The sequence below is a fragment of the Wenzhouxiangella psychrophila genome (assembly GCF_042310375.1).
Lineage (GTDB): Bacteria > Pseudomonadota > Gammaproteobacteria > Xanthomonadales > Wenzhouxiangellaceae > Wenzhouxiangella.
Genome location: NZ_JBHJMQ010000007.1, coordinates 130181 through 153431, shown reverse-complemented (window position 1 = coordinate 153431; position 23251 = coordinate 130181). Strand labels below are relative to the sequence as shown.

General features: G+C 62.5%; 23 protein-coding genes and 1 tRNA gene. 18 read left to right on the top strand and 6 right to left on the bottom strand.

Annotated elements, in window-relative coordinates:
* Position 1: 1 nt before the first annotated feature.
* The 11 genes from dapF to ACDC66_RS10730 all read left to right on the top strand — a co-directional run bounded on the left by dapF (position 2) and on the right by ACDC66_RS10730 (position 8529).
* Entirely contained in the window at positions 2–862 is an 861-nt protein-coding gene (gene dapF / locus ACDC66_RS10780; protein ID WP_376696726.1) for a diaminopimelate epimerase, read from the top strand.
* Positions 841–1521 carry a DUF484 family protein gene (locus ACDC66_RS10775; RefSeq protein ID WP_376696725.1) on the top strand — a complete coding sequence of 227 codons (681 nt, stop codon included), beginning with the start codon at positions 841–843 and terminating at the stop codon, positions 1519–1521. Before dapF ends, ACDC66_RS10775 begins: the two co-directional genes overlap by 22 nt.
* Positions 1522–1530: 9 nt before the next feature.
* Complete coding sequence (gene xerC, locus ACDC66_RS10770; protein WP_376696724.1) at positions 1531–2454, top strand: tyrosine recombinase XerC; 924 nt, start codon at positions 1531–1533, stop codon at positions 2452–2454.
* A gap of 201 nt (positions 2455–2655) precedes the next feature.
* Positions 2656–3207 (top strand): ATP-dependent protease subunit HslV, encoded by a 552-nt coding sequence (gene hslV, locus ACDC66_RS10765; RefSeq protein WP_376696723.1) that lies wholly within the window; start codon positions 2656–2658, stop codon positions 3205–3207.
* 3 nt (positions 3208–3210) lie between these two features.
* On the top strand, positions 3211–4551 hold the full coding sequence (gene hslU, locus ACDC66_RS10760; protein ID WP_376696722.1) for an ATP-dependent protease ATPase subunit HslU: 1341 nt from the start codon (positions 3211–3213) through the stop codon (positions 4549–4551).
* A 256-nt stretch (positions 4552–4807) separates the two neighbouring features.
* Positions 4808–5626: an ABC transporter ATP-binding protein gene (locus ACDC66_RS10755; RefSeq protein ID WP_376696721.1), complete on the top strand. Its 819-nt coding sequence runs from the start codon at positions 4808–4810 to the stop codon at positions 5624–5626.
* Positions 5623–6390: an MlaE family lipid ABC transporter permease subunit gene (locus ACDC66_RS10750; RefSeq protein WP_376696720.1), complete on the top strand. Its 768-nt coding sequence runs from the start codon at positions 5623–5625 to the stop codon at positions 6388–6390. The genes ACDC66_RS10755 and ACDC66_RS10750 overlap by 4 nt, the downstream gene beginning before the upstream one ends.
* A 16-nt stretch (positions 6391–6406) precedes the next feature.
* Positions 6407–6874, top strand: coding sequence for an outer membrane lipid asymmetry maintenance protein MlaD (gene mlaD / locus ACDC66_RS10745; protein ID WP_376696719.1), 468 nt, complete (start codon positions 6407–6409; stop codon positions 6872–6874).
* Positions 6871–7479, top strand: coding sequence for an MlaC/ttg2D family ABC transporter substrate-binding protein (locus ACDC66_RS10740; RefSeq protein WP_376696718.1), 609 nt, complete (start codon positions 6871–6873; stop codon positions 7477–7479). Before mlaD ends, ACDC66_RS10740 begins: the two co-directional genes overlap by 4 nt.
* Complete coding sequence (locus tag ACDC66_RS10735) at positions 7472–7795, top strand: STAS domain-containing protein (RefSeq protein ID WP_376696717.1); 324 nt, start codon at positions 7472–7474, stop codon at positions 7793–7795. The genes ACDC66_RS10740 and ACDC66_RS10735 overlap by 8 nt, the downstream gene beginning before the upstream one ends.
* On the top strand, positions 7792–8529 hold the full coding sequence (locus ACDC66_RS10730) for an MlaA family lipoprotein (RefSeq protein WP_376696716.1): 738 nt from the start codon (positions 7792–7794) through the stop codon (positions 8527–8529). Before ACDC66_RS10735 ends, ACDC66_RS10730 begins: the two co-directional genes overlap by 4 nt.
* 14 nt (positions 8530–8543) lie before the next feature.
* Here ACDC66_RS10730 and ACDC66_RS10725 read toward each other — a convergent pair whose 3' ends face one another.
* Complete coding sequence (locus ACDC66_RS10725) at positions 8544–9449, bottom strand: SDR family oxidoreductase (RefSeq protein WP_376696715.1); 906 nt, start codon at positions 9447–9449, stop codon at positions 8544–8546.
* 90 nt (positions 9450–9539) lie between these two features.
* On the opposite strand from ACDC66_RS10725, the gene ACDC66_RS10720 reads away from it, so the two are divergent.
* Positions 9540–11726, top strand: a complete 2187-nt coding sequence (locus ACDC66_RS10720) for a M3 family metallopeptidase (protein WP_376696714.1) — start codon at positions 9540–9542, stop codon at positions 11724–11726.
* 35 nt (positions 11727–11761) lie between these two features.
* Here the strand turns inward: ACDC66_RS10720 and ggt are convergent, their stop codons facing one another.
* The 3 genes from ggt to rsmD form a co-directional block, all read right to left on the bottom strand.
* Positions 11762–13453, bottom strand: coding sequence for a gamma-glutamyltransferase (gene ggt / locus ACDC66_RS10715; protein WP_376696713.1), 1692 nt, complete (start codon positions 13451–13453; stop codon positions 11762–11764).
* Positions 13454–13641: 188 nt separating this feature from the next.
* Positions 13642–14139 (bottom strand): pantetheine-phosphate adenylyltransferase, encoded by a 498-nt coding sequence (gene coaD / locus ACDC66_RS10710; RefSeq protein WP_376696712.1) that lies wholly within the window; start codon positions 14137–14139, stop codon positions 13642–13644.
* A 29-nt stretch (positions 14140–14168) separates the two neighbouring features.
* Positions 14169–14738 (bottom strand): 16S rRNA (guanine(966)-N(2))-methyltransferase RsmD, encoded by a 570-nt coding sequence (gene rsmD, locus ACDC66_RS10705; protein WP_376696711.1) that lies wholly within the window; start codon positions 14736–14738, stop codon positions 14169–14171.
* A gap of 68 nt (positions 14739–14806) precedes the next feature.
* Between rsmD and ftsY the strand changes: the two genes are divergently transcribed.
* From ftsY to ACDC66_RS10690, 3 genes are all read left to right on the top strand, one after another.
* Entirely contained in the window at positions 14807–15796 is a 990-nt protein-coding gene (gene ftsY, locus ACDC66_RS10700; RefSeq protein WP_376696710.1) for a signal recognition particle-docking protein FtsY, read from the top strand.
* A gap of 155 nt (positions 15797–15951) precedes the next feature.
* The gene (gene mutY, locus ACDC66_RS10695) at positions 15952–17013 is read left to right on the top strand and encodes an A/G-specific adenine glycosylase (RefSeq protein WP_376696709.1); all 1062 of its coding nucleotides are present in this window, start codon (positions 15952–15954) and stop codon (positions 17011–17013) included.
* Between the two features lie 27 nt (positions 17014–17040).
* The gene (locus ACDC66_RS10690) at positions 17041–17316 is read left to right on the top strand and encodes an oxidative damage protection protein (RefSeq protein ID WP_376696708.1); all 276 of its coding nucleotides are present in this window, start codon (positions 17041–17043) and stop codon (positions 17314–17316) included.
* Here the strand turns inward: ACDC66_RS10690 and ACDC66_RS10685 are convergent.
* Positions 17295–17756 carry a DUF6491 family protein gene (locus tag ACDC66_RS10685; protein ID WP_376696707.1) on the bottom strand — a complete coding sequence of 154 codons (462 nt, stop codon included), beginning with the start codon at positions 17754–17756 and terminating at the stop codon, positions 17295–17297. The two genes, ACDC66_RS10690 and ACDC66_RS10685, sit on opposite strands and share 22 nt — an antisense overlap.
* 149 nt (positions 17757–17905) lie before the next feature.
* Here ACDC66_RS10685 and ACDC66_RS10680 point away from each other — a divergent pair.
* Positions 17906–17981 (top strand) — tRNA-Phe (locus ACDC66_RS10680).
* A 552-nt stretch (positions 17982–18533) separates the two neighbouring features.
* Entirely contained in the window at positions 18534–19160 is a 627-nt protein-coding gene (locus ACDC66_RS10675; protein ID WP_376696706.1) for a hypothetical protein, read from the top strand.
* Here the strand turns inward: ACDC66_RS10675 and ACDC66_RS10670 are convergent, their stop codons facing one another.
* Complete coding sequence (locus ACDC66_RS10670) at positions 19161–22178, bottom strand: ligand-binding sensor domain-containing protein (RefSeq protein WP_376696705.1); 3018 nt, start codon at positions 22176–22178, stop codon at positions 19161–19163. It lies immediately after the preceding gene.
* Between the two features lie 155 nt (positions 22179–22333).
* Here ACDC66_RS10670 and prmC point away from each other — a divergent pair, with 155 nt between their 5' ends.
* Positions 22334–23191: a peptide chain release factor N(5)-glutamine methyltransferase gene (gene prmC / locus ACDC66_RS10665; protein WP_376696704.1), complete on the top strand. Its 858-nt coding sequence runs from the start codon at positions 22334–22336 to the stop codon at positions 23189–23191.
* Positions 23192–23251: the final 60 nt, after the last annotated feature.

Sequence of the window (23251 nt, the reverse complement as noted above, 5' to 3'; positions counted from 1 at the left end):
AATGCCTGAACCGGTTTCCGGCAGCCTGGCCTTCCACAAGCTCCAGGCCCTGGGCAATGACTTCATGCTGATCGACGCCCGGAAGCGGTCGATGAGGCTACCGGACGGGCTCGTGCAGCAATGGGCCGATCGCCATCACGGCGTCGGCTTCGACCAGCTTTTGATCCTGCACCGAAGCGAGCAGACCGACCACCACTGTCGGGTCGAAATCCGCAACGGCGACGGCAGCGAGGCCGAACAATGCGGCAACGGCATGCGGGCCGTCGCGCTGTGGTTGGCCCGCCACGACCGGCTGGAGGGCAAAATCCGCCTGCAAACCGCGGCAGGCTCCGTGGAGGCGCACTACCATGGCGACGACGAAATCAGCGCCACGCTCGGGGTACCCGATTTCACGCCCGCAACCGTTGGCCTGTCAGGTATCGAACGCTTTCCATGGCAGTTTGCCCTCGACAGCGAAGACCTGAGCATCTACGGCGCCTCCATCGGCAACCCGCACCTGCTGGTGATCGAGGACAAGCCACCCGATAGCGAGCGCCTGGAACTCGTCGGCCGGGCACTTGGTCAGCATCGCGCCCTGGCCCACGGCGCCAACGTGGGAATCGCGGTGATCGAATCGTCCCAGCGCGTCCGCTTGCGCGTTTTCGAACGTGGCGCCGGAGCCACTCGAGCATGCGGCAGCGGCGCCAGTGCCGCCGCCGCGATACTCTTGAACCTCGACCTTGTCGAAAACCCGGTCGAAGTGGTGCAGCCGGGCGGAACCCTTGTGGTAAATTGGCCGGGTACGGGCCAGAGGATCGTCACCGTGGGGCCCGCCCACCACGTGTTTGAAGGAGTCATTCCATGTCCGACGCAAGCAAGCTGAACGAGAACGATGTCATCGAGTGGCTGGCGTCCAATGCCGACTTTTTCGAACGCCACCCGGAAATGCTGGAGACTCTCGACCTGCCGCATGAAACCGGCGCAAGCTCGCTGATCGAGGTCCAGGTCACACGGCTCAGGCGGGAAAACCATCAGTTGCGCGCCCAACTCGAGACCCTGGCCGGCATTGCCGGTGAGAACGAGCGCCTGATGCAGCGCCTGCACCAGCTCACCCTGGAGGTGATGACCTCCCGCTCGACCGGGGAGTTCATCGAACGACTGATCGAACGCCTTGCCAGCGATTTCGACGCGCTCAGTGTCCGTCTGCATCTGATCGAAGACAACGGTGGCCTGGCGGATGTGGCCACCGTTACCCGGCACGAGTCAGGCGCACCCGACTGGTTCGAAAAGCTCCTGGACGAGGGAGACATCCAGTTCGGTCGATTCACGCGCGCCAAACTGGAAACACTTTTCCCCAGCCAGCACGAGGACATCGGTTCGGCGGCCCTGGTTCCGATCAAGGGGGTCGGTCTGCTCGCCATCGGCTCCAAATCACCCGAACGCTTCCACCCCAACATGGGTACGCTGTTTCTCGAGCTGCTGGGCACGACCATCCGTCACCGCCTCGACCGGGACCGCGGTAGCGAACGCAAGCGCGCCTGAGCGCCTTATATGAAGGTCCAGGCGGCCATTTCCGCCTTCCTGGCCCACGCTGCTGACGAGGCGGGGCTCAGCCCCGCGACCATCGACGCCTACCGCCGCGATCTCGAATGCCTCCACGCCTGGTGCCGCGAGCACGACATCGGCGAGATCGAAGCCCTCGGGCCGGCTGACGTGCGAAGTTTTGCGGCCAGCGAGCACCGGCGGGGCCTGAGTCCGCGAAGTATCCAGAGACGCCTTTCGGGCCTGAGGCGCTTCTTTCGCTATCTCCGACGCGAACGCATTATCGGGGGCGACCCCGGCCAGGGCGTGCGGGCACCAAAAGTCCGTCGCAAGCTGCCGGAAGTGCTCGATATCGACCAGGTCCTGGCATTGCTCGATATTCCCGAAGAAGACGAACTCGCCTTGCGTGACCGAGCCGTGCTGGAGCTTTTCTACGCTTCGGGCTTGCGCGTGAGCGAACTCGCCGGCCTGACCTGGGATCAGCTCGACCTCGAGGACGGCCTGGTGCGCGTGCTCGGCAAGGGGCGGCGCGAACGCATCGTGCCGGTCGGGCGCCACGCGGTAAGCGCGCTGAAGCAATGGCGTCGCATTCACGCCAGCACCGCCGGCGTCGACCAGTCGCGCGTCTTTACCAGCCTGAAAGGACGGCCGCTGGGCGTGCGCGCCATCCAGAAACGAGTGGCCTACTGGTCGCAGCGGCAGGGACTCGACCAGAACGTGCACCCCCATCAACTCAGGCACAGCTTCGCTTCGCATATTCTCGAATCCTCCGGCGACCTGCGCGCCGTCCAGGAACTGCTCGGCCACGCCAACCTCACCACCACCCAGATCTACACCCATCTCGATTTCCAGCACCTGGCGAAGGTGTACGACGAGACGCATCCGAGAGCCAAAAAACAGCGGAACAACTCGGGGAACCAATCCGACGATTAAATTCGAAATTCGAATATCGAAATACGAAACAAGCACGAAATCCGAAAAACCAAAACGGGTGCCGTTTCGAATTTGGTGCTTCATATTTGTTTCGGATTTGGTGCTTCGGATTTCGGATTTGAGAGGCCTCGCGTGGCTTCATTGCCTTCCACCGGCTTAATCCCCATGTTGTTTCCTCACCCATTGGCAGCGAGTCGAAGCATGGAACAGTATCGCGGCACCACCATTATCTCGGTCCGGCTGGGCGACCGGGTGGTGATTGCCGGTGACGGGCAGGTCACGCTCGGCAACACCGTCATGAAGTCCAATGCGCGCAAGGTCAGGCGGCTCTACAAGGGCCAGGTCCTGGCCGGATTTGCCGGCGCGACGGCCGATGCCTTCACCCTGTTCGAGCGCTTCGAGAGCAAGCTGGAAATGCATTCCGGCCATCTCACCCGCGCTGCCGTGGAACTGGCCAAGGACTGGCGCACCGACCGCCTGCTGCGCCGCCTCGAGGCCCTGCTGGCTGTCGCCGACCACGAGGCCTCGCTGATCATCTCCGGTAACGGCGACGTGATCGAGCCGGAGGAAGGCCTGATCGCGATTGGCTCAGGGGGGCCCTTCGCCCAGTCGGCCGCGCGTGCGCTGCTGCGCCATACCGATCTCGACGCCGAGACGGTTTGTCGGGAGGCCTTGACCATTGCCGGTGAGGTCTGCATCTACACCAACCATAATTTCACTGTCGAAACGCTCGATACGAACAAGGCCGAATAAACCATGACCCAGATGACGCCTCGTGAAATCGTCCAGGAACTGGACCGGCACATCATCGGCCAGGGCGACGCCAAGCGCGCCGTCGCAATCGCCCTGAGAAACCGCTGGCGCCGTATGCAGGTCGATGAAAAACTGCAGCCGGAGATTACGCCAAAGAACATCCTTATGATCGGCCCGACGGGCGTCGGCAAGACCGAGATCGCCCGCCGCCTGGCGACCCTGGCGAAGGCGCCGTTCATCAAGGTCGAAGCGACCAAGTTCACCGAGGTGGGCTATGTCGGCAAGGACGTGGAATCGATCGTCCGCGACCTCACGGAGGTCGCCTACAAGCTGGCACGCGACGAGGCCATGTCCAAGGTGCGCTCGCGCGCCGAGGACGCAGCGGTCGAGCGCGTACTCGACATCATGCTCCCGCGACAGAAGGATTCGGGTTTTTCCAACGCCCCTGAAGAAACCACCGAAACCTCTTCCGAAACGCGGCGCAAGATGATGCGCAAGCTGCTTGACGGCGACTTCAACGAGCGCGAGATCGAGATCGATCTCGACATGAACCTGGGCGTGGAGATCATGGCCCCGCCCGGCATGGAGGAAATGACCAACCAACTCCAGCAGATGTTTTCCAACATGTCGGGGCAGCGCAAGCAAAAGCGCCGCATGAAAGTCAAGGATGCCATTCCCGTATTGGTCGAGGAAGAAGCCGCCCGCATGATCAACGAGGAAGAGGTCAAGCAGCAGGCCCTCAACACCGCCGAGCAGCACGGCATCGTCTTCATCGACGAAATCGACAAAGTGGCGCGTCGGGCCGAGGGCGGCGGCTCCGGTGAAGTCTCGCGCGAGGGCGTGCAGCGCGACCTGCTGCCGCTGGTCGAGGGCGCTACCGTCAACACGCGCTACGGCCCGGTCAGTACCGACCACATGTTGTTCATCGCCTCGGGCGCATTCCATGTTTCGAAGCCGTCCGACCTCGTGCCCGAACTACAGGGCCGCCTGCCCATCCGCGTCGAGCTGCGGGCCCTGTCGGTCGACGATTTCAAGCGCATCCTGACCGAACCGGATGCCTGCCTGACCGAGCAGTACGTGGCGCTGCTGGCCACCGAAGGCGTCGAACTGGAATTCACCGACGACGCCATCACACGCCTGGCGGAAATCAGTTTTTCGGTCAACGAGTCGACCGAGAACATCGGCGCGCGGCGCCTGCACACGGTTCTGGAGCGCCTGCTCGAAGACATTTCCTACTCGGCACCCGACCGCAGCAGCGAAAAGGTCGTTATCGACGGCGACTATGTCGACCGATCCCTCAAGGACCTGGCAGGAAACGAGGACCTAAGCCGTTATATCCTGTAGGCAACCACTGAGAACTACTGCGCGTGCGTTCTCAGCGGCTGCCTACCCTATAAGCCGGCGTTGGCTACGGGTCGTTTTGAACATTCAAATTTCGGTCATTGGGATTTGTTTGTAATTTGGTGCTTCGAATTTGGAAATTTGAGCACCTGATTCAGCGTTTGGAAATCGAGAGCACCGGCGCTTCGCATCGCCCAACCCAAAACTTACTGGACTCTTCGCGGTCGGATCACACACTGGCCGGGACAATACGAAATATATGACCGAGACTTCCACCACAGCCATTTCGCTCAGGGACGTGACCGTCCGCCTGGGCGGGCGAACGATTCTCGAGGATCTCGACCTCGAGATCCCCGCCGGCCGTGTAACTGCCGTCATGGGCCCGAGCGGCGCGGGCAAGACGACCGTGCTGCGGCTGGCCACCGGCCAGCTCAAGCCCGATCGCGGCGAGGTATGGATCGGCGACGAACGCGTCGACCGCCTTGGCGGCAAGGCGCTAGGGCGACTGCGCCGAGACATCGGCGTGCTGCTGCAAAACGGTGCGCTGTTTACCGATCTGACCAGTTTCGATAATGTAGCGCTGCCCCTGCGAGAACATAGCAAGCTGTCCGAACCCCTGATCCGGCGCCTGGTGCTGATGAAACTCGAGATGGTGGGGCTCCGCGGTGCCGCGGACCTCTATCCCGCGGAACTTTCCGGCGGCATGAAGCGGCGGGTGGCCACCGCCCGCGCCATGGCGCTGGACCCGAAGATTGTTTTCTACGACGAACCCTTCGCCGGGCTCGACCCGATTTCGCTGGGCGTTTCGCTACGTCTCATCCGCGACATCAACGGTGCGCTCGGCACCACCAGCGTGGTTATTACCCACGACGTGCGCGAGGTCGCAAAGCTGGCCGACCATGCCTGCATCATTGCCGACCACCGCATCGTTGCAACCGGCACGCCGGACGAACTGGCCGCCAGCAAGGACCCGCTGGTGCGGCAATTCATGCAGGGCGAACCGGACGGTCCGGTACCGTTTCATTATCCCGCCCGGGGGCTGGAGGATGAAATACTGGCGCAGGGAGGCATGCCGTGAGCGAGGCCGCATCCCGAACGGCACTGACCGCCCCGGTGCGCGAGGCGGGACGGGCGGTTCTGTTCCTGCTGACCGTATTCTCGCGGATGCGCTTCGGCCGCCGGCAGTTCGGAGAAATCCTGCGCCAGGTTTACTTCGCCGGTGTGCGCTCACTGGTCATCATCGTCATCTCCGGTTTTTTTGTCGGCTTGGTGCTGACACTGCAGACCTACGACACGCTCACGCGTTTCGGCGCCGCCGACGCGGTCTCGACTGTGCTGGCACTGTCGCTGTTTCGCGAGCTGGGACCGGTTCTCGCCGCTCTGCTCTTCGCCGGCCGCGCCGGCACCTCGATCACGGCCGAAATCGGCCTGATGCGAGCCACCGAACAGCTCGACGCGCTCGACCTGATGGCCATCGACCCGATGGAACGCATCGTCCAGCCGCGACTGATCGCCGGACTGATCGCGCTGCCGGCACTCGTGCTTATCTTCAACGTCACCGCTATCGTCGGCGGCGTGTTCTTCGCCGTCTTTCTGATGGGCAGCGACCCCATCACCTTCTGGTCCAACATGCAGTCGTCGGTGGAGCTGGTACGCGACTTCGGGGGTGGGCTGCTCAAGGCGGTGTTCTTCGGGTTCGTCGCAGCCTGGCTGGCCGTTTGGTTCGGCTGGTCGGCTAAACCCACCAGCGAAGGTGTGGCCCTGGCCACCACGCAGACGGTTATCGCCACCGCCATCGCGGTATTGATCCTGGACTTCATCCTGTCGGCATTCATGCTTTAAGGAACACGAAAGCGTCATGAAATCTTCTCATCAGATCGAACTGACCGCAGGCATATTCCTGCTTCTCGCCATCGCCGCGCTGGTCTTCCTGGCGTTGCATGCTACCGACCGGGGCGTGGTCTCGGGCGAGAGTTATGAGCTGACCGCCAATTTCTCGAACGTGGGCGGGCTGAAGCCGCGCGCCACGGTGAGCATGGGCGGCGTGACCATCGGCATGGTCGAATCAATCGATCTCGATCCGGAAACCTTCGAAGCCGAGGTCACGCTATCGATCAGCAGCGAATACGACAACCTGCCCGACGACACTTCGGCCTCGATTCTCACCAGCGGCATTCTGGGCGATCAGTACGTGGGTCTCGAAGCCGGCGGATCGCCGGAGGCGCTCGCCGACGGTGATCGCATCCTGATTACGAGCTCGGCCATGGTGCTCGAGCAACTCATCAGTCGCTACATGTTCAACAGCGAGGGGGAAGGAGAAGAATGATGCGTGTTGTATTACTGACATTCCTGCTGCTGGCCGCCGGCCAGTCCATTGCCACCGACGATCCGGTCTCCGTTATCGAGGAGAGCACCGACGAAGTGGCGCAACTGATCGACGACAGGCGTGACACCTACAGCGAGGACCCCGAGGCGCTCAGGGACGATATCAAGTCCATCTTGCTGCCCACGATCGACGAAGTCTACTCGGCGCGGCTGGTGCTCGGCCGTCACGGCCGCGGCAAGGAGCGCGAACAGATCGAGGCCTTCGCCAACGCGCTGGCCAACCAGTTGCTGAACCGCTACGCCACCGCACTGCTCGAATACGATCTGAAAGATCGGGTCGAAATCCTGCCGCTGGCCGGCGACAACACGGAACGCCAGAGCCGGGTACGCACCCGGGTCAGGCTCGATAACGGCGAACGAGCACCGGTCGACTACGTCATGCGTAAAACCGAGGAAGGCTGGCAGGTCTTCGACGTCATTGTCGAAGGCATTTCCTACGTGTCGACCTTTCGGTCCCAGATCGACCGCGAAATTCGCCAGTCCAGCTTCGAGGAAATGCTCGATCGCCTGGAAAGCGGCGAGTACAAGGTCAGCGTCGATGACTGACGGCACGGATACGCTCAAGCTCGAGGGCGTACTTTCCATTCGGGAAGTCGCCGAGCTCGAGCACCGCCACCGCAGCCGATTCGACGGGCAGACCCCGCCGGCCACCGTCAGTCTCGCGGATGTCGAAAGCGGCGACTCCAGCGCGCTGGCCCTGCTGCTGGAATGGCAGTCCCGCGCACAGCGGGCGGGCCGGCGGATACAGTTCGACAATCCGCCCGAAAGCCTGCGCGTCATTGCACGATTGACCGGCGTGGCGCCGCTGCTTGGCTGGTCGGAGCAAGACCCCAACGCGAATTCCGGGGAGGACAGATCATGAAGAGAGGTCTTAGCGCCCTTCTGGCCGCGATATTGCTCGCCGGATGCGCCACCACCACGTCACCTCAACCGGAGGAAAGCCATCAGTCCGATCCCTGGGAGCCATACAACCGCAACATGTTCCGTTTCAACAGGGCGATCGACCGGGCAGTCATTCGGCCATTGGCCGTGGGCTATGGCAAGATCACGCCGGCGCCGGTTCGACGAGGCGTCAGTAACTTCTTTACCAACATCCGCTCCCCCGTCGACCAGGTGAACCTGGTGCTACAGGGCCGGCCGGGGGATGCCGGCACCGAGTTCGCGCGCTTCGTGTTCAATTTGACGCTCGGCATCGGCGGACTGTTCGACGTCGCCTCCAACGGTGACATCGAGGATTTCGACGAGGACTTCGGCCAGACCTTCGCGGTCTGGGGCTGGGAAAACAGCCGCTTCTTCGTCCTGCCCCTGTTGGGCCCCTCGACCGTTCGCGACGGCCTAGGCCGAATACCGGACGGCTACGCCGACGTTGCCTGGCGCTGGACCCTGGACGAGACCACCCGTGGGCTCATCGGCCTGCAAATCATCCAGGGGCGCCACGCGATGCTGCCGCTCGATGAAGACATGCAGTCGGCCTACGACCCCTACAGCTTTATGCGCGACGGCTGGCTCCAGCGGCGCAATCACGCCATTACCAACGGTGAAGACGAACTGCCCGACTACGAGTCGTTCATCGACGACGACTGGGAGCAACAGTAGGGAGGCTTTCTACGTTAGCCGTACAGGGAGAGTAGGTAGCCGAGGCGGTCGCGGACCCAGCGGCTGACCGGTGTCAGCTCGACACCCAGGCGATGCTGCAACGCGTCGGTGTCGACCAGCGGCCCCTCCTCGAGGCTTGCATAGCCCTCGTACAACCCCGCCAGCAGATGCCCGACGTGGCCGCTGCCGGCGAGATGGCTCATGGAATCGGCGAAACCATCGATAGTCTGCGGCGAAAAATGCACCTCGCGTCCGTAGACCTCGGCCAGCAGCCGACACAAGTCCGGCCCCGTCAGCGCCTCCGGACTGGCGACATCGATCGCTTCACCAGCGACATCGGCACGCAGGCAGGCCACGACAATGCGGCCCTGGTCTTCGGTCGAAGTCCAGTTCAGCCGCTGCGCGGCATCGAGTGGTGGGTAGGTCAGTCGTCCGTACTCACGAATCTCGCGGGTGATGTGGGGCCAGACGAGATTGGCCAGGTACAGCGTTGGCCGCAGGACAACCGCGGGGACGCCCGACGAGAGAACCCGTTCCGACAGGCGGCGCAGGCTGTCGACGAAAACGCCCGGTGGCATGTCGTCCCCGCAGTAGCCTCCCGTCGTGAATACGACGCGCCCGACATTCGCCCTTCGGGCCGCTGCCAGGACGTTGTCGACCACGAGATCGGCGTCCGGCTCGTCGGGCATGACGGGCAGGTGAAAAAAGATCGCATCCATGCCTTCTGCCGCACGCTGAACCTCCTCGGCATCGAGCAAGTCCGCGCGAACCATCTCCACCCGGCCCGGGAGCTTTTCCTCGGCCTCGTCGAGATCCCTCGTCGCAGCACGAACCGACAAGCCGGCCTCGAGCGCGGCTTCCAGAACGGGGTGCCCCTGGGTGCCGGTAGCACCGAATACCAACAATCGCGTCAATTTCATGCCTTGCCACTCCTCGGGTTGCTGACCTGCAGCATACCAAGCGCTGAGAGCCGACTGATACAATGCCGTCAGATTCACTGAAGAACCAGCATGTCGATTCTCACATACGCCCGCATCGGGTTGATCTATCTCGCCATAGTTGCATTCCTGGTCGCCTGCGAGTCCGATCAGGATCAGGGCCCCGGCCCGGTCCGCGAAGCCGTTGACCGCACAGCCCCGCTAGACAATCCGATCGAATCGGCTTTCGGCACGCCTTTCGGAGTGCCTCCCTTCCACGAGATCAGGTCGGAACATTTCCGGCCGGCTCTGGAAACGGCCGTCGAACGGACCGACGCGCGCCTGACCGAAATCGCAGGCAGCGATGCCGAACCCGACTTCGACAACACCATCCGGGCATTGGAAGAAGCCGGCCGCGGCGTAGCCCGCATCGCCCGGCTCTGGTACGGAATGACAGCCGTCGGCAGCAGTGCAGCCATCGAGGCCGACGACGAAAACCTCACCCGGCTTCTGAGTGAACACGAGCAGCGTGTTCTTCACGATCGCGCCCTGTTTGAGCGAATCGAGCAGGTTCGCAACAGCGAAGAAGCGGAACGGCTCGACCCGGAACAACGCCGACTAATCGAGGAAACCTGGAATCGATTCAAAAGGGCCGGCGCGCACCTGGATGAAGCGGAAAGAGAGAAACTGACCGAACTCAATCGCCGAATCGCGGATCTGGACCGTCGTTACGCCCGGACCCGGCAATCCGCCACTCATCGCCACGAACTGATCATCGAGGACGAAAGCCGGTTGGACGAACTGCCGGAGTCACTCGTCGTCCTGGCAGGACAGTCTGCTCGGGACCGGGGGCACACCCAGAGCTGGGCGTTTACGCTGCATGCACACAGTTTCTACCCCTTCATGCGCCACTTCAGCGGCCGTGAGGAGCGCGAACAGCTCTACCGCGCCTGGATGACTCGTTATCGCGACGCCACCCGCCGCGACGAGGACCTGGGTCGTTTGATCGAGCGGCTGGCCGACATCCGCGCCGAGCGGGCCAAGCTGCTCGGTTTCGACAACCACATCGACTACCTGCTCGATGACGCCACCCTGTCGAATCGCGAGGCCCTGGAGGAACTGCTCGACCGGCTGAGCACCGCGGCACTGCAGAAGGCCGGGCAGGAACGCGAGGCACTTGCCGAACTGGCGGCCGAAGACGGCGTCGGCGGCGAGCTCAAGCCCTGGGACTGGTGGTACTACCGCGAACGCCTGATCGAATCAGCCGTCGACCTGGAACATTCTTCCGTGCGGCAATCGTTCGAAATCTCTCAGGTTCGCGACGGCCTGTTCACCCTGGCCAATCGACTCTGGGGTCTTACTTTCCACCGTCGAAGCGAACTACCGACCTGGCATCACGATGTTTCCGCCTTCGAGGTGCGCGATCAGAGCGGATCGAGCCTAGGCATCGTCTATCTCGATCCGATCCATCGCAGCGGCAAACAGGGCGGCGGCTGGACCTCGCATTACCGCGTTCAACGCCGAGAGAACGGCGAGCGCATCAGCCCGGTCACGGCCATCGTGGCGAACGTGACGCCGCCGGCAGCCAACATGCCCGCGCTGCTGTCTACCGAACAGGTTCGGACCCTGTTTCACGAGTTCGGGCACGCGCTGCACAGCCTGCTCTCTGATGTGGAGCACGCTGCCCTGGCCGGCACCAATGTACCGCCGGATTTCGTCGAGTTTCCCGCCCTGCTGCTGGAACGATGGGCGCTGGAACCGGAAATGCTCAGGGGCTACGCACGACACCACGAAACCGGCGATCTCATCGATGACCGGGCCATCGAAGCCCTGCAGCAACGGGCGAAGCTGACCTCGGGGCTGGAGACGCTGGAACTGCTTGCAGCCATCGAACTCGACCTGGCGTTGCACGGCGCCGATGCTGGTGAAGTGCCTGATCTGGAGACTGCAGAGAGGCAGGTGCGGGAGAAACTGGACTTGCCCGAATTCATTTCCCCCCGCCACCATGGCGGCGGGCTGGCCAGCCTGTTTGCCAGCCAACGGCGCGGGGGCAACTTTCGCACATTGTGGTCGGAACTTCTGGCCGCCGACGCCTTCGCCGCCTTCCAGCAATCCGGCCTGACCAATCGTGAGCTGGCCGACAAGCTGCGCGAGGAGATCCTTGCGCGTGGTAATTCGCGCGATCCCATGGAGTCATGGGATGCCTTTCGCGGCCGCCCGCCGCAGGTTCGATTCCTGCTGGCCGCGCGCGGTCTCGTGGAGAGCGATCAAGCGGACTGAGTGAGCGGCAAGCCGAAGGTCGTCGGCACGACGACTCAATCAAGCTCGACGATCACCGCCCCCCCGGATTCCCAGCGCGGGTCGGAGGCGGCCTGGAGTTCGCCGGTATCCCGGTCCCACATGACCGCGTGCATGTTGCCCCAGGTCCGGTTGCGTACCGTGACCTCGTGCCCTTTCTCCTCGAGCATCTCGATCTCGGCTTCGCTCAGCGCGTCGGGTTCGATCGAAATCTCGTCGGGCAGGTACTGGTGATGGAAGCGTGGCAGCGAGACCCAGCTTTCCGGACCGTTACCCTCGATGAAGTCGAGGATACCCAGCATCACCATGGTGATGATGCGCGATCCGCCCGGTGTGCCCAGCACGGCCGTGCGATCGTCACCGATGACCATGGTCGGGCTCATGGATGAGAGCATGCGCTTGTGCGGCTCGATGGCGTTGGCGGAAAATCCGATCAGGCCATAGGCGTTGGGTTCACCGGGCTTGGCCGAGAAATCGTCCATCTCGTTGTTGACCAGAACGCCCGTTCCCGGCGGGGCGTAGGCGGCACCAAAGGGCAGATTCACCGTCAGCGTGGCCGAAACCATGTTGCCCTCGCCGTCGATCAGTGAAAAATGGGTGGTATCCGTGCTTTCGCTGCCCAGACGGTCGGGATCGGCAGCGAGCATCGACGAGGGTGTGGCACGGTCCATGCGCAGCGTGGTACGCAATCCGGCTGCGTAGTCCTCGCTCAACAGCATCTCGGCGGGGATGTCGACGAAGTCGGGATCGCCCAGGTAGAGCGCGCGATCGCGGTAGGCCCGGCGCATTGCCTCGGCCAGCAAGTGCACCCGGTCGGCCCGGTCCATGCCTGCCAGGTCAAAGGGTTCGACGATCTCGAGCATCTGCCCGATGGCGATGCCGCCCGACGAAGGCGGTGCGGCGGTAACCAGCTCGTAGCCGCGATAGCTCGTGCGCACTGGTTCGCGTTCAACCACTTCGTAGCCGGCAAAATCCTCCAGGGTCCAGATCCCGCCGGCGGCCCGCACGCCCTCGACCAGTCTGTTCGCGACTTCGCCGCGATAGAAGCCGTCCGGCCCCTTTTCCGCCAGGGCACGCAGCGTATCGGCGAGATCGGGGTTACGGATCGTGTCGCCGATCGCGGGCACGTCACCGTCGGGCATGAAAATGGCCGCAGTCTCCGGCCAGCGCATCATGACATGTGCCCGGAAATTCAGCAGGGCCTGGTACTTGGCATCCACCGGAAAACCCTCATCCGCCAGGCGAATGGCGGGCGCCAGCAGCTCGGATAGCGGCAACGTCCCGTATTCATCGGCGATATGCGCCCAGGCGGCGGGCGCACCGGGAATGCCACCGGCCAGCGCGCCGTTGATGGCGCGATCGCGATCGACTTCTCCTTCTTCGTCCAGGTACATGTCTTCGGAGGCCGCGGCCGGCGCCGTCTCGCGCCCGTCGACCATCACCGAGTGATCGTCGGCCGCACGGTGCAGCAACCAGAACCCACCGCCGCCGGCGCCGGAGGATTCGGGCTCCACCACCGCGAGCGCGGCCGATACGGCAACGGCTGCATCGAAGGCATTACCGCCCTTGTCCAGAATTTCCGTACCCGCCCCGGTGGCCAGCTCATGCGAGCTGGAGATCGCTGCCTTTCCGGGCCCGTTGCCGCCCATCGCGGCAACGGATACCACCGTGAGCGAGAAGAAAACGAGTGCAATCGACTTAAGGTTCATTATTCGTTCCGGTTTGATTGGCGAACCACGGAAGACACGGAAAGCACGGAATGAAAAATAGAACTAACAGCTTGTTCAGATATTGTCGGCAAGTCTGCCGAACTGCCTCGACTGTTCGACTTTCTCAACCTTTCAAGTTCCGTGTATTCCGTGTCTTCCGTGGTTCCAAATTTCATGCTCGATGCCACTCAAGAGTACCGATCGCGCAAAGCCTCGGAGACCCGCGGATGGACGAAACGGCCGACATCCCCCTGCAGGCGGGCAATTTCCTTGACAAGGGAAGAAGAGATGAAGCTGTACTGTTCTGCGGGCGTCAGGAAGACCGTTTCGACATCCTCGATCAGATGCCGGTTCATGGACGCGAGCTGGAACTCGTATTCGAAATCGGACACCGCCCGCAGGCCGCGCAGGATCACACCGGCGTTACGTTCCTCGACAAAATGCGCCAGCAGATTGTTGAAGCCGACAACCTCGACATTGTCCAGCCCTTCCTCGTCGAGCACCTGACGCGCCAGACTGATCCGATCGTCCAGGCCGAACGAGGGCTTCTTGTGCGGACTTTCGGCAATGGCCACGATGATGCGGCGATACATTCGCGAGGCTCGCGCCACCAGATCGGTATGACCGTGGGTCATCGGATCGAAGGTGCCGGGATAAACGGCGAGACCGTAGTCGGGCTGGCTCATCAAATCTTCTCGAGCTGGGCGGACGCGCATTATAACGCCGCGTCGCCCCGCCACCGGAGCAGGGTCATCCGCACCTCGCCCAGGGTCTTGCAGCGCAGGAGTTCAAAGCGTTCGCCGACATCGAGCTCCGGATCCCGGGCATCCTGCTCCAAGTAGACGCTGGCATTGCTCGCCAGGCGCCCGTGGCTGGCCAGTGTCTCAAGCACCCTGCCCTGCAAGCCGTCGGCGAACGGCGGATCGATGAAAACCAGTTCATACTGGCGTTGATCGTCAACCAGCCAGCGCAACGCGTCGGCCTGTACGACCTCCACGCGCTCACCGCCGGGCCACTCCGCCGCAACTGCTCGCAGCGCGTCAACCAGGCGGCGGTCGTGCTCGACAAATACCGCCGAGTCCGCCCCCCTGGACAATGCCTCGAGCCCCAAAGCCCCGGTACCTGCGAACAGGTCGAGACAATGCGAGCCCGGAACGGCCGCCTGCAGCCAGTTGAACAGCGTCTCCCGCACCCGGTCGCCGGTCGGGCGCAAGCCGGGGCGGTCGGGCACCACCAGCTTCCGACCACGCCACTGGCCTCCGATAATTCGAATCTTCCCGCTCATGACGGTGATAGCATACCCAGTCCGCCCGGCGCCTGGCGGGCAATTCGAACCCTCAACGCTGAACTTTCATGTTTTCAATCTTCAAACGCAAGAAATCGGGCAAGGGTGTCGAAACCACCCAGGTCCGCCCGGTCGAGCAATCGGGCGTCGACCCGCTCGAGCAACGGCTGGAGCGCACCCGCTCGAGCCTGGGCAGCCTGTTCGGGCTGATCGGATCGGCCGAGCGAATCGACGAGGACCTGATCGAGGAAATCGAGACCACCCTGCTGACCGCGGACGTCGGCGTGGCCGCGACCACGCGCATCGTCGAACGCCTGCGCGACGGCGTCCGGCAGGGCGTCATCAACGAGCCGGCCCAGGTACTGCCGGCCGTCCAGGCCGAGCTCTACGACCTGATCGAACCATGCGAGAACTTCCTGGCGGTCGATGAGGACAAGAAACCTTTCGTGATCCTGATGGTGGGCGTCAACGGTGTCGGCAAGACCACCACGATCGGCAAGCTGGCCCGGCGCTACCTCGACGAGGGCAAACGGGTGATGCTGGCCGCCGGCGACACCTTCCGCGCCGCTGCGGTGGAGCAGTTGCAGGCCTGGGGTGAGCGCAACGACGTACCGGTCGTCGCGCAGGCTTCGGGCGCCGATACGGCTGCGGTGATTTACGACGCGCTGCACTCGGCGAAGTCGCGCGGGGTGGACGTCCTGATCGCTGACACCGCCGGACGTCTGCACACGCAGGCCAATTTGATGGCCGAGCTGTCGAAAATCATACGCGTGATGAAGAAAATCGATCCGGAAGCGCCGCACGAAACCATGCTGGTCGTCGACGCCGGTACAGGACAGAACGCGCTCGCCCAGGCGCGCCAGTTCAACGAAGCGGCCGAATTGACGGGCATTACCGTCACCAAGCTCGATGGCACCGCCCGCGGCGGCGTGCTTTTCGCCATCGCCGAAGAAATGAAGATTCCCATCCGCTTCATCGGCGTGGGCGAGACCGCCGCCGACCTGCGCCCCTTCGATGCCGGTACCTTTGTCCACGCCATTCTGCCGGTTGAATCCTGAAGAATGCCGATAATAGGTTCATCACCGGCAGTCAACCACAGTGTGCTTCCTTTCCGGCGCTTCGTGAATGGTAAATCGTTAATCGTAAATGGCGCCACTGGAATCCATTCACGATTCACGATTCACGATTTACGAAAGGTCTGATCAAGACCGCGATGACAGACGAGCCCCCGGAATCCGATTTCGCCACCAGACTACTGAACTGGTGGCACTCCCATGGCCGTCACGAACTCCCTTGGCAGCGAAACCGAACGCCCTACCGCGTCTGGATCGCCGAAATCATGCTGCAGCAAACGCAGGTGGCTACGGTCATCCCCTACTTCGAACGTTTCATGGCGACTTTCCCGGATCTCGAGTCGCTCGCTCAAGCCGATATCGACGACGTTCTGGCGCACTGGTCGGGCCTGGGCTACTACGCCCGGGCCCGTAATCTTCATCTAGCTGCCAGGCGCTGCCTGGCTGAGCATGACGGCAAGCTTCCAAACGACCCCGTAGCGCTTGAGGCCCTGCCCGGAATCGGAAAATCCACCGCAAACGCCATCTGCGCCCAGGCTTTCGACCGGCGCGCACCTATTCTGGACGGTAACGTCAAGCGCGTGCTGGCAAGACATGCCGGCATCGAGGGCTGGCCGGGGCGGACCGCCGTGCTGCGGCGGCTGTGGACCGAGGCCGACGCCCGAACGCCGACCGGCCGGGCCCGCGACTACACGCAGGCGATCATGGACCTCGGTGCAACCGTATGCACGCCGCGCGGCCCCGACTGCCAACGCTGTCCGATCGCCCACGATTGCCGTGCACGTCTCGAAGACCGAACGGAGCAACTGCCCACGCCGAAGCCCCGGAAAACGAAACCGTGCCGCAGCACCACCATCCTGATCGTCGAGAACCCCAGGGGCCAGATTCTGCTCCAGCGTCGGCCGCCGGCCGGCATTTGGGGCGGCCTGTGGTCCCCGCCAGAACCCGGGGACATGGATACCCTGCCCAGCGGCGACGAACTCGATCCACCGAATGCCATCCGTCACCAGTTCACGCACTTCATCCTCGATATCAGATTCGAGCGCATTCGAGTGGACGAAGATGCTTTCGTCGCCGATGGCGAGAACTGGTGCTGGATGCCGCCCTCCCGGGCGCTGGAGCACGGACTGCCCCAGCCGATCAGGCGCGCCATCGAAGAGCTGGACCGAGCCTCAACGGGAAACGAAGACGCCGTATCATGAGCCTTGTTTCGAAAAGGACCATTCCCGATGAGCGAACGGACCGTGCACTGCCAATTTCTCGACCGCGAAGCCGAGGGCCTGCCGCGGCCGCCGCTGCCCGGAGCACTGGGCCAGCGCATCTATGAAAACATCTCCAGAGAGGCCTGGCAGAAGTGGCTCAACCACCAGACCATGCTGATCAACGAAAAACGCCTCAGCCCGATCGATCCCGAACACCGTCAGTATCTCGAGGAACAGGCCGAGGCGTTTCTCTTCGGCGGCGAAGTCGATGAAGCCGAAGGTTACGTGCCGCCCGAAGGCTGAGCCTCGGTCTCAACGCGGATCTCGCCCTGCCTATCGGGCACGGACTCGCCCCCGGCCTCCAGTTCGGCCTTGACCGCTTCGTAGTCGAGCCGGCGGATCGAGCGGATCTGGCAGGTCCGGCCGCCGACGACGACGTCGTCGTACTCGCTGAGCACGTTGCGACGGCTGGTGTGGAGGCGCAGCGTCACGGCGCTGTCGAGATCGAGATCACAGGCGCCGATCAATTCAACCAGGTAATGACGGGAGCGATTCACCTCGAACACCACCGAATGGTATCCAACCGACCACCAATTGCGAATACTGGTGTAGCGCACCCAGCTTTCGGCCGCCCCGGCATGACGCTCATAAACGGCGATTTCCTCGAACCGGTCTCGCTGATCGCCGGAGGAAGCGCAAGCGCCAAGGGCCGCGGTTATCAGGATAATCATGAACTTGCGCATGGATATTGCCCCAATTTGGTCTGCATCAGTATTGACGCCACAGTAGGGAAAAAGTGCCAGCGGATTACAATTACGGTTGACTTCGGCGGTCGAAAACGGTTTAATGTGCGGCTTCCCGGCCATGGGTCGGGCGCAGCCAGAAACGGCAAGGCCAGGTAGCTCAGTCGGTAGAGCAGGGGATTGAAAATCCCCGTGTCGGCGGTTCGATTCCGTCCCTGGCCACCATCCTTCCAGATTCACCGCATCAGCTTTCGCCAAGCGCTTTCCAGCGAACCGCCTCTCCGGCTTCGCCGGGCGGTTAGATGGCTGATCCTGCGGATCAGCGAGCTCCGCTGACGCTCCGGTTCCGTCCCTGGCCACCATCCTTCCAAATTCGCCGCATCAGCTTTCGCCAAGCGCTTTCCAGCGAACCGCCTCTCCGGCTTCGCCGGGCGGTTAGATGGCTGATCCTGCGGATCAGCGAGCTCCGCTGACGCTCCGGTTCCGTCCCTGGCCACCATCCTTCCAGATTCACCGCATCAGCTTTCGCCAAGCGCTTTCCAGCGAACCGCCTCTCCGGCTTCGCCGGGCGGTTAGATGGCTGATCCTGCGGATCAGCGAGCTCCGCTGACGCTCCGGTTCCGTCCCTGGCCACCATCCTTCCAGATTCACCGCATCAGCTTTCGCCAAGCGCTTTCCAGCGAACCGCCTTTCGCGCTCTGCCCTATCACTTCCGACTGGCACTTTTCTGCGCCCAGTCTGGCGGAATCACATCGCTTGCTGTACCCTTCCGCCCCCATGAGTGAACTAATCGCGGAGCTGATTTACGCCATTTCCATCCCGCTTTGGCTGCTAGTCTGGAAAGCCGCCGATGGCTATTCCATGCTCAAGACAACCCGCCTTCTTTGGCTGCCGTTCGTGCTTTGCCTGACGTTTCTCGTGGGCAACCTGCTGATGGTGCTGCTGTTTGGCGCGCAGATGGGCGAAGCCCACTACGAAGAGACTCGCTTCGTATTCATCGGCGAACGCGCCATGATTGCGGTCCAGGCGACCGCCTCGGTGCTGATCGTGGCCACGCTGGTGTACGGCCTGACCATCCGCAAAGTGCCGATGGATTTCATTCGTTTCATGGTGTACTCGTTCGTTGCCCTGCTCGGGCTTATGGCGCCGGTGCTGTGGATCCCGGAAGGCTCGGCCAGCGGCCTTTTCCTGCTGCGCCACTTCCAGACCGTGGCGCTGACCTACGGACTCTTCCTGTGCGTGGGCGGGATCGTGGTTCTGCTACGCGATTTAATGGAGCACGGTGAGGCGCACGTCAGCTTTGATGCACCTACCGGCTTCGGCCCGCGCACTGGCGTAACCGCCGCCGCTAGTCCGGATTCATCTCCCGATTCCAGCGAACAGAAGCACGAAGTTCCGGACTGATCAACTTCCGTTCCGGCACCGCAGCATTCCCTGCTCGATCAGCGGCCCGGGGTCGTCCTTGACGCGCTGCATGAATTCGCTGCCATCCGATATCACCAGCGCTTCTCCGGGAGAGAGTTGTACCCAGCAGTTCCGCCCGTCGGCCTTGGCCCGGTAGACAGCGACATCGGCCAGCTGAACGACCTGCTCCCAATCCACTGCGTCTATGGGCTTTCCGAAAGGGTAGCAGGCTATACCGACCGAGCAGGTCAGTGACAGCTCGCGGCCTTCATCGTCGACGGCAAAGCGGGTGGAACGAACACTGTGAATCAGTCGCTCGGCAATCTGGTGTGCTTGCTCCGCCCCGGCCTCACAGGCCACGACGAGAAACTCCTCACCACCCCACCGAATCATGTAATCACTCTCACGTAATTGGCTATCGAGCGCACCGCTGAACTCCAGCAGAATGCGGTCGCCGGCATCGTGACCGTACTGGTCGTTGATCTGCTTGAAATGGTCAAGGTCGACCATCAGGAAAGCCACATCGGCATTGGCAGGAGCCTGGTCGTGATGAGCGCGGCGGCTACGCGCTATGTCATCGCCTATGCGGTCGAACAGATAACGACGATTGGGCAGACCCGTCAGCTGGTCGCTACGCGCCATGCGCTGGAGGCGGCGATTCGCCTCACTCAATTCTGCAGTGCGACTCTTGACCAGATGCTGCAGGCGCCGGCGTGTGGCTTCTATCTGTCGCAGGCGAAGATGAATGACGACCCAGACCAATAAACCGAGGGTCAGGCCGCACAGCAGGATGAACCAACTCGTGGCCCAGAAAGGCGCGGCGACTGAAAAAGAAAAGTGGGCCGGGCGTTCGCTCCAGACCCCATCAGGGTTCCGGGCAAGGACTTCAAAGCGGTAGTCGCCGTGACCCAGGTTGGCCAGCGTAACCTGGTTGTCGTCGGTCGGCTCCGACCACTGACCTCCGCCACCAATCAGGCGATAGCGAAAACGAACGGCCCGTTCATCCTGGAAGCTCAGGCCGGCATAACGAATGGAAAGGCTGCCCGACCGGTAAGGAATACGCTTCCCGTGCTCTACGGATTCGCGTCCGAGGCTGACCGATTCGATGAAAACCGGAGGAGCCAGCAGGTTATGGTACTCACGCTCGGAATCGTAGCGCATCAGGCCGTCAGCCGAAGCGAACCAAAGCATGCCGTCACCACTCTGAAAGGCACCGGTTGCACCACCCTCGAGATGCAGCAAGCCGTCGCGCTCCGAGTAATTGACGAACTCGCCGTCCTCCAGACGTGACAGGCCGCGGTTGGTGTAGGCCCACAGACGTTCCTGATCGTCCTCGAGCACTTGCCAGACGGAATCATCGGCCAGGCCATCGCCGGTCGTGAATTGCTCGATGCGGCCATCGGGCCAGACCCGGAAGATACCGTCGCCATTGCTCCCGACCCACATCGAGCCATCCGCTGACGGACATAAATCCCAGAGCATCTCATCGGTCAGACCATCGACAGCCTGATAGGAACTCAGCGAACCATCAGGTTCGAGAATCAGCAGCCCGTCCCGAAGGGTCGCAAACCACAGTCGCCCGGCCGCGTCCTGGCGTATACGAAGAGCAAAAGCGTGCGCCAGGGTCTCATTCGCCGGGGTCTCCAGTTCACCGTTTTCAAGCCAGCGGACACCGCGAGTGCTACCGATCCACAGGCGGTCATCACGATCGATCAGCAGAGAATGAACTTCCTCATCCGGCAACCCACCGTCGATATTGATGATGTCAGTCACTCCCTGCGCCCGATGCCAGCGCGCCACTCCCTGCGCCGTCGCGATCCAGGCCGCGTCGGGCCCGGAAAAGGCGATGTGATAGATCTGGTTGTCGGGCAGGCCATCGGAACGAAGGATGTTTTTCGACTGATCGAAACGCCAGCGTCCCTCATGCTTCTCGACAATCTGGAGGCCTTCACGCGTGCCCAGCCAAAGTCGCCCACGATCATCCTGATTGATGGTTCTTACGAAAGAGGCCAGTACTCCGTTTTCAGTCGTGAATCCCTCGAATGGACCGGGCAGCACCTTGATAAGCCCCTGGTCGGTACCAATCCAGACAAGGCCCTCCCGGTCCCGCTCCAGCGATAACGTTCGGTTGTTGGACAGCCCTTCGCGTGTAGTCAGGCGTTCCGGACCGTCGACACCATCGCGAATCACGCCTTCCGGCGTGGCTGCCCAGAGCGTGCCGTCGGCATCAAACATGATGTCGTTGATTCTTGTGCCGGCAGGAATCGGTAGAACATACTCCGAGAACACACCGCCTGCGGCATCGCGGTGCCAGAGGCTCCCCTCGCTACCGATCCAGAGTTCGCCGTCGTGGAATTCGAGCGCCTGGACGGCCGGCGTGTCACCCGGCATGGGATGCGCTTCGATACCGGCCGTTCCCTGGCTGAACAACCCCGACTGCGCAGCGATCCACAAGCGCCCTGCCCCATCGAGCGCCAAAGCATGTACATTCGCACCCTCACCGGACTTCGGCCAATACTCGACCGGCTCAAGGACATTCTCTTTCAGTATGAACAGCCCTTCGTCGGCCGCCACCCAGATATCACGACCCTTGATCTGCAGATCGTTGACCATCAGGTGGCTGATGCCGAGCGGGTTGAAACAGCGGAAGCGATCTGTCTGACGCTGGCAAAGGCCGTGAGCGGTACCGATCCAAACGATGCCGGCGGCATCGGAGTCGACTACAGTAATGTAGTTGGTGGAAAGCCCGGACTCGGTGCCGAATACGTCGAATCGGTGGCCGTTATAGCGTGCCAGGCCACCGTATGTCCCGATCCAGAGGTATCCGCGCTGATCCTGGTGAACGCTGCTGATCTGAATCTGAGGGATCCCGTCACGGGTATCGTAGTGACGAACATTGAGCTGCCCCGACCATGCAAATACGGGCAGCAGAAAAAGAATGGCGAAGAGCAAATACGCATAACGGCATAGCGACCAATGGCCCAACTGCGAAGCCCGCCCCTTGCCGGCAGTCGCCACGATCCCCCGATCATGCCTTTGATCGCACCTTGGCATTGTCGTTTTACTCCCACCCCTTGGGACAATATCGCTATCATCCGGTAAGGCAAGGAGCCTTACAAGTCCGCTGGCAAGCATTTTTGAGAGAGCAGTCACGAAGCGAGAGAACAAGCCTGATGCAATCGACCACATCTACCGAGGCTGGTGTACCGACGACGGTCGGTGCGGCGCTGGGCACTGCGGCAACTCTTCTCGGTCAGCGCCTGGAGGCCGAGTTGCTGCTGGCGCACGCGGTCGGTCGCGAACGAGCATGGCTGTATGCTCATGCCGACGAACCCATCGCAGCCGACCAGTGGCGTATCTGCCGGGACCTGTTTCGGCAGCGCCTGGAAGGCTGGCCGGTGGCCTATCTGCTGGAAAGGCGCGAGTTCTACGGTCGCCCGTTCCAGATCGGCGAGGGGGTACTGATCCCCCGCCCGGAGACCGAATTGCTGATCGATATCGCCTTGAACCTGCCCTTGCCGGAATCGGCTCGGGCCGTTGACGTCGGCACCGGCTCGGGCTGCGTTGCCCTTACGCTGGCGGCCGAACGTCCCGACTGGCAAATCACGGCGACCGACATCTCGGCCGAGGCGCTGGCGATTGCCGCTAGAAATCGAGATCAGCTGGGTCTCGACCCCGTCGAACTGATCTGCGGCGATCTCTTCGAGCCGGTCGAGGAGCGTCTCTTCGAACTCATCGTCTCCAACCCGCCCTACGTTGCCGAGGAAGATCCTCACCTGGAGCTCGGCGACGTTCGATTCGAGCCGCGTCGGGCGCTGGCCGCCGGTCCGGACGGCCTGTATATCATCCGCCGGCTCGTGCCCGAGTCATGGGGTCGTCTTCAAGGAGGCGGCTGGTTGCTGATCGAACACGGTTATGACCAGGCCGAAGCGGTGCGCTTACTGCTCGAGCGGACGGGATTTGCAGCGGTTCAGTCGCACCGGGATCTCGCCGGTATCGAGCGCGCGACTGCCGGCATGAAACCTGGGTAAAACCCCTTATGGGGCCGCGACACCGCAGCGGTTATGCTGGCCCCATGAATTCACAAGCGG

Coding starts and splice junctions, on each gene's coding strand:
- ACDC66_RS10675 (WP_376696706.1), top strand. CDS start 18,534: ATGAGTGAACTAATCGCGGAGCTGATTTACGCCATTTCCATCCCGCTT.
- ACDC66_RS10690 (WP_376696708.1), top strand. CDS start 17,041: ATGAGCGAACGGACCGTGCACTGCCAATTTCTCGACCGCGAAGCCGAG.
- rsmD (WP_376696711.1), bottom strand. CDS start 14,738: ATGAGCGGGAAGATTCGAATTATCGGAGGCCAGTGGCGTGGTCGGAAG.
- coaD (WP_376696712.1), bottom strand. CDS start 14,139: ATGAGCCAGCCCGACTACGGTCTCGCCGTTTATCCCGGCACCTTCGAT.
- hslV (WP_376696723.1), top strand. CDS start 2,656: ATGGAACAGTATCGCGGCACCACCATTATCTCGGTCCGGCTGGGCGAC.
- mutY (WP_376696709.1), top strand. CDS start 15,952: ATGACAGACGAGCCCCCGGAATCCGATTTCGCCACCAGACTACTGAAC.
- hslU (WP_376696722.1), top strand. CDS start 3,211: ATGACCCAGATGACGCCTCGTGAAATCGTCCAGGAACTGGACCGGCAC.
- ACDC66_RS10775 (WP_376696725.1), top strand. CDS start 841: ATGTCCGACGCAAGCAAGCTGAACGAGAACGATGTCATCGAGTGGCTG.
- mlaD (WP_376696719.1), top strand. CDS start 6,407: ATGAAATCTTCTCATCAGATCGAACTGACCGCAGGCATATTCCTGCTT.
- ggt (WP_376696713.1), bottom strand. CDS start 13,453: ATGAACCTTAAGTCGATTGCACTCGTTTTCTTCTCGCTCACGGTGGTA.
- ftsY (WP_376696710.1), top strand. CDS start 14,807: ATGTTTTCAATCTTCAAACGCAAGAAATCGGGCAAGGGTGTCGAAACC.
- ACDC66_RS10735 (WP_376696717.1), top strand. CDS start 7,472: ATGACTGACGGCACGGATACGCTCAAGCTCGAGGGCGTACTTTCCATT.
- prmC (WP_376696704.1), top strand. CDS start 22,334: ATGCAATCGACCACATCTACCGAGGCTGGTGTACCGACGACGGTCGGT.
- ACDC66_RS10740 (WP_376696718.1), top strand. CDS start 6,871: ATGATGCGTGTTGTATTACTGACATTCCTGCTGCTGGCCGCCGGCCAG.
- ACDC66_RS10720 (WP_376696714.1), top strand. CDS start 9,540: ATGTCGATTCTCACATACGCCCGCATCGGGTTGATCTATCTCGCCATA.
- ACDC66_RS10685 (WP_376696707.1), bottom strand. CDS start 17,756: ATGCGCAAGTTCATGATTATCCTGATAACCGCGGCCCTTGGCGCTTGC.
- ACDC66_RS10730 (WP_376696716.1), top strand. CDS start 7,792: ATGAAGAGAGGTCTTAGCGCCCTTCTGGCCGCGATATTGCTCGCCGGA.
- ACDC66_RS10755 (WP_376696721.1), top strand. CDS start 4,808: ATGACCGAGACTTCCACCACAGCCATTTCGCTCAGGGACGTGACCGTC.
- ACDC66_RS10725 (WP_376696715.1), bottom strand. CDS start 9,449: ATGAAATTGACGCGATTGTTGGTATTCGGTGCTACCGGCACCCAGGGG.
- xerC (WP_376696724.1), top strand. CDS start 1,531: ATGAAGGTCCAGGCGGCCATTTCCGCCTTCCTGGCCCACGCTGCTGAC.
- dapF (WP_376696726.1), top strand. CDS start 2: ATGCCTGAACCGGTTTCCGGCAGCCTGGCCTTCCACAAGCTCCAGGCC.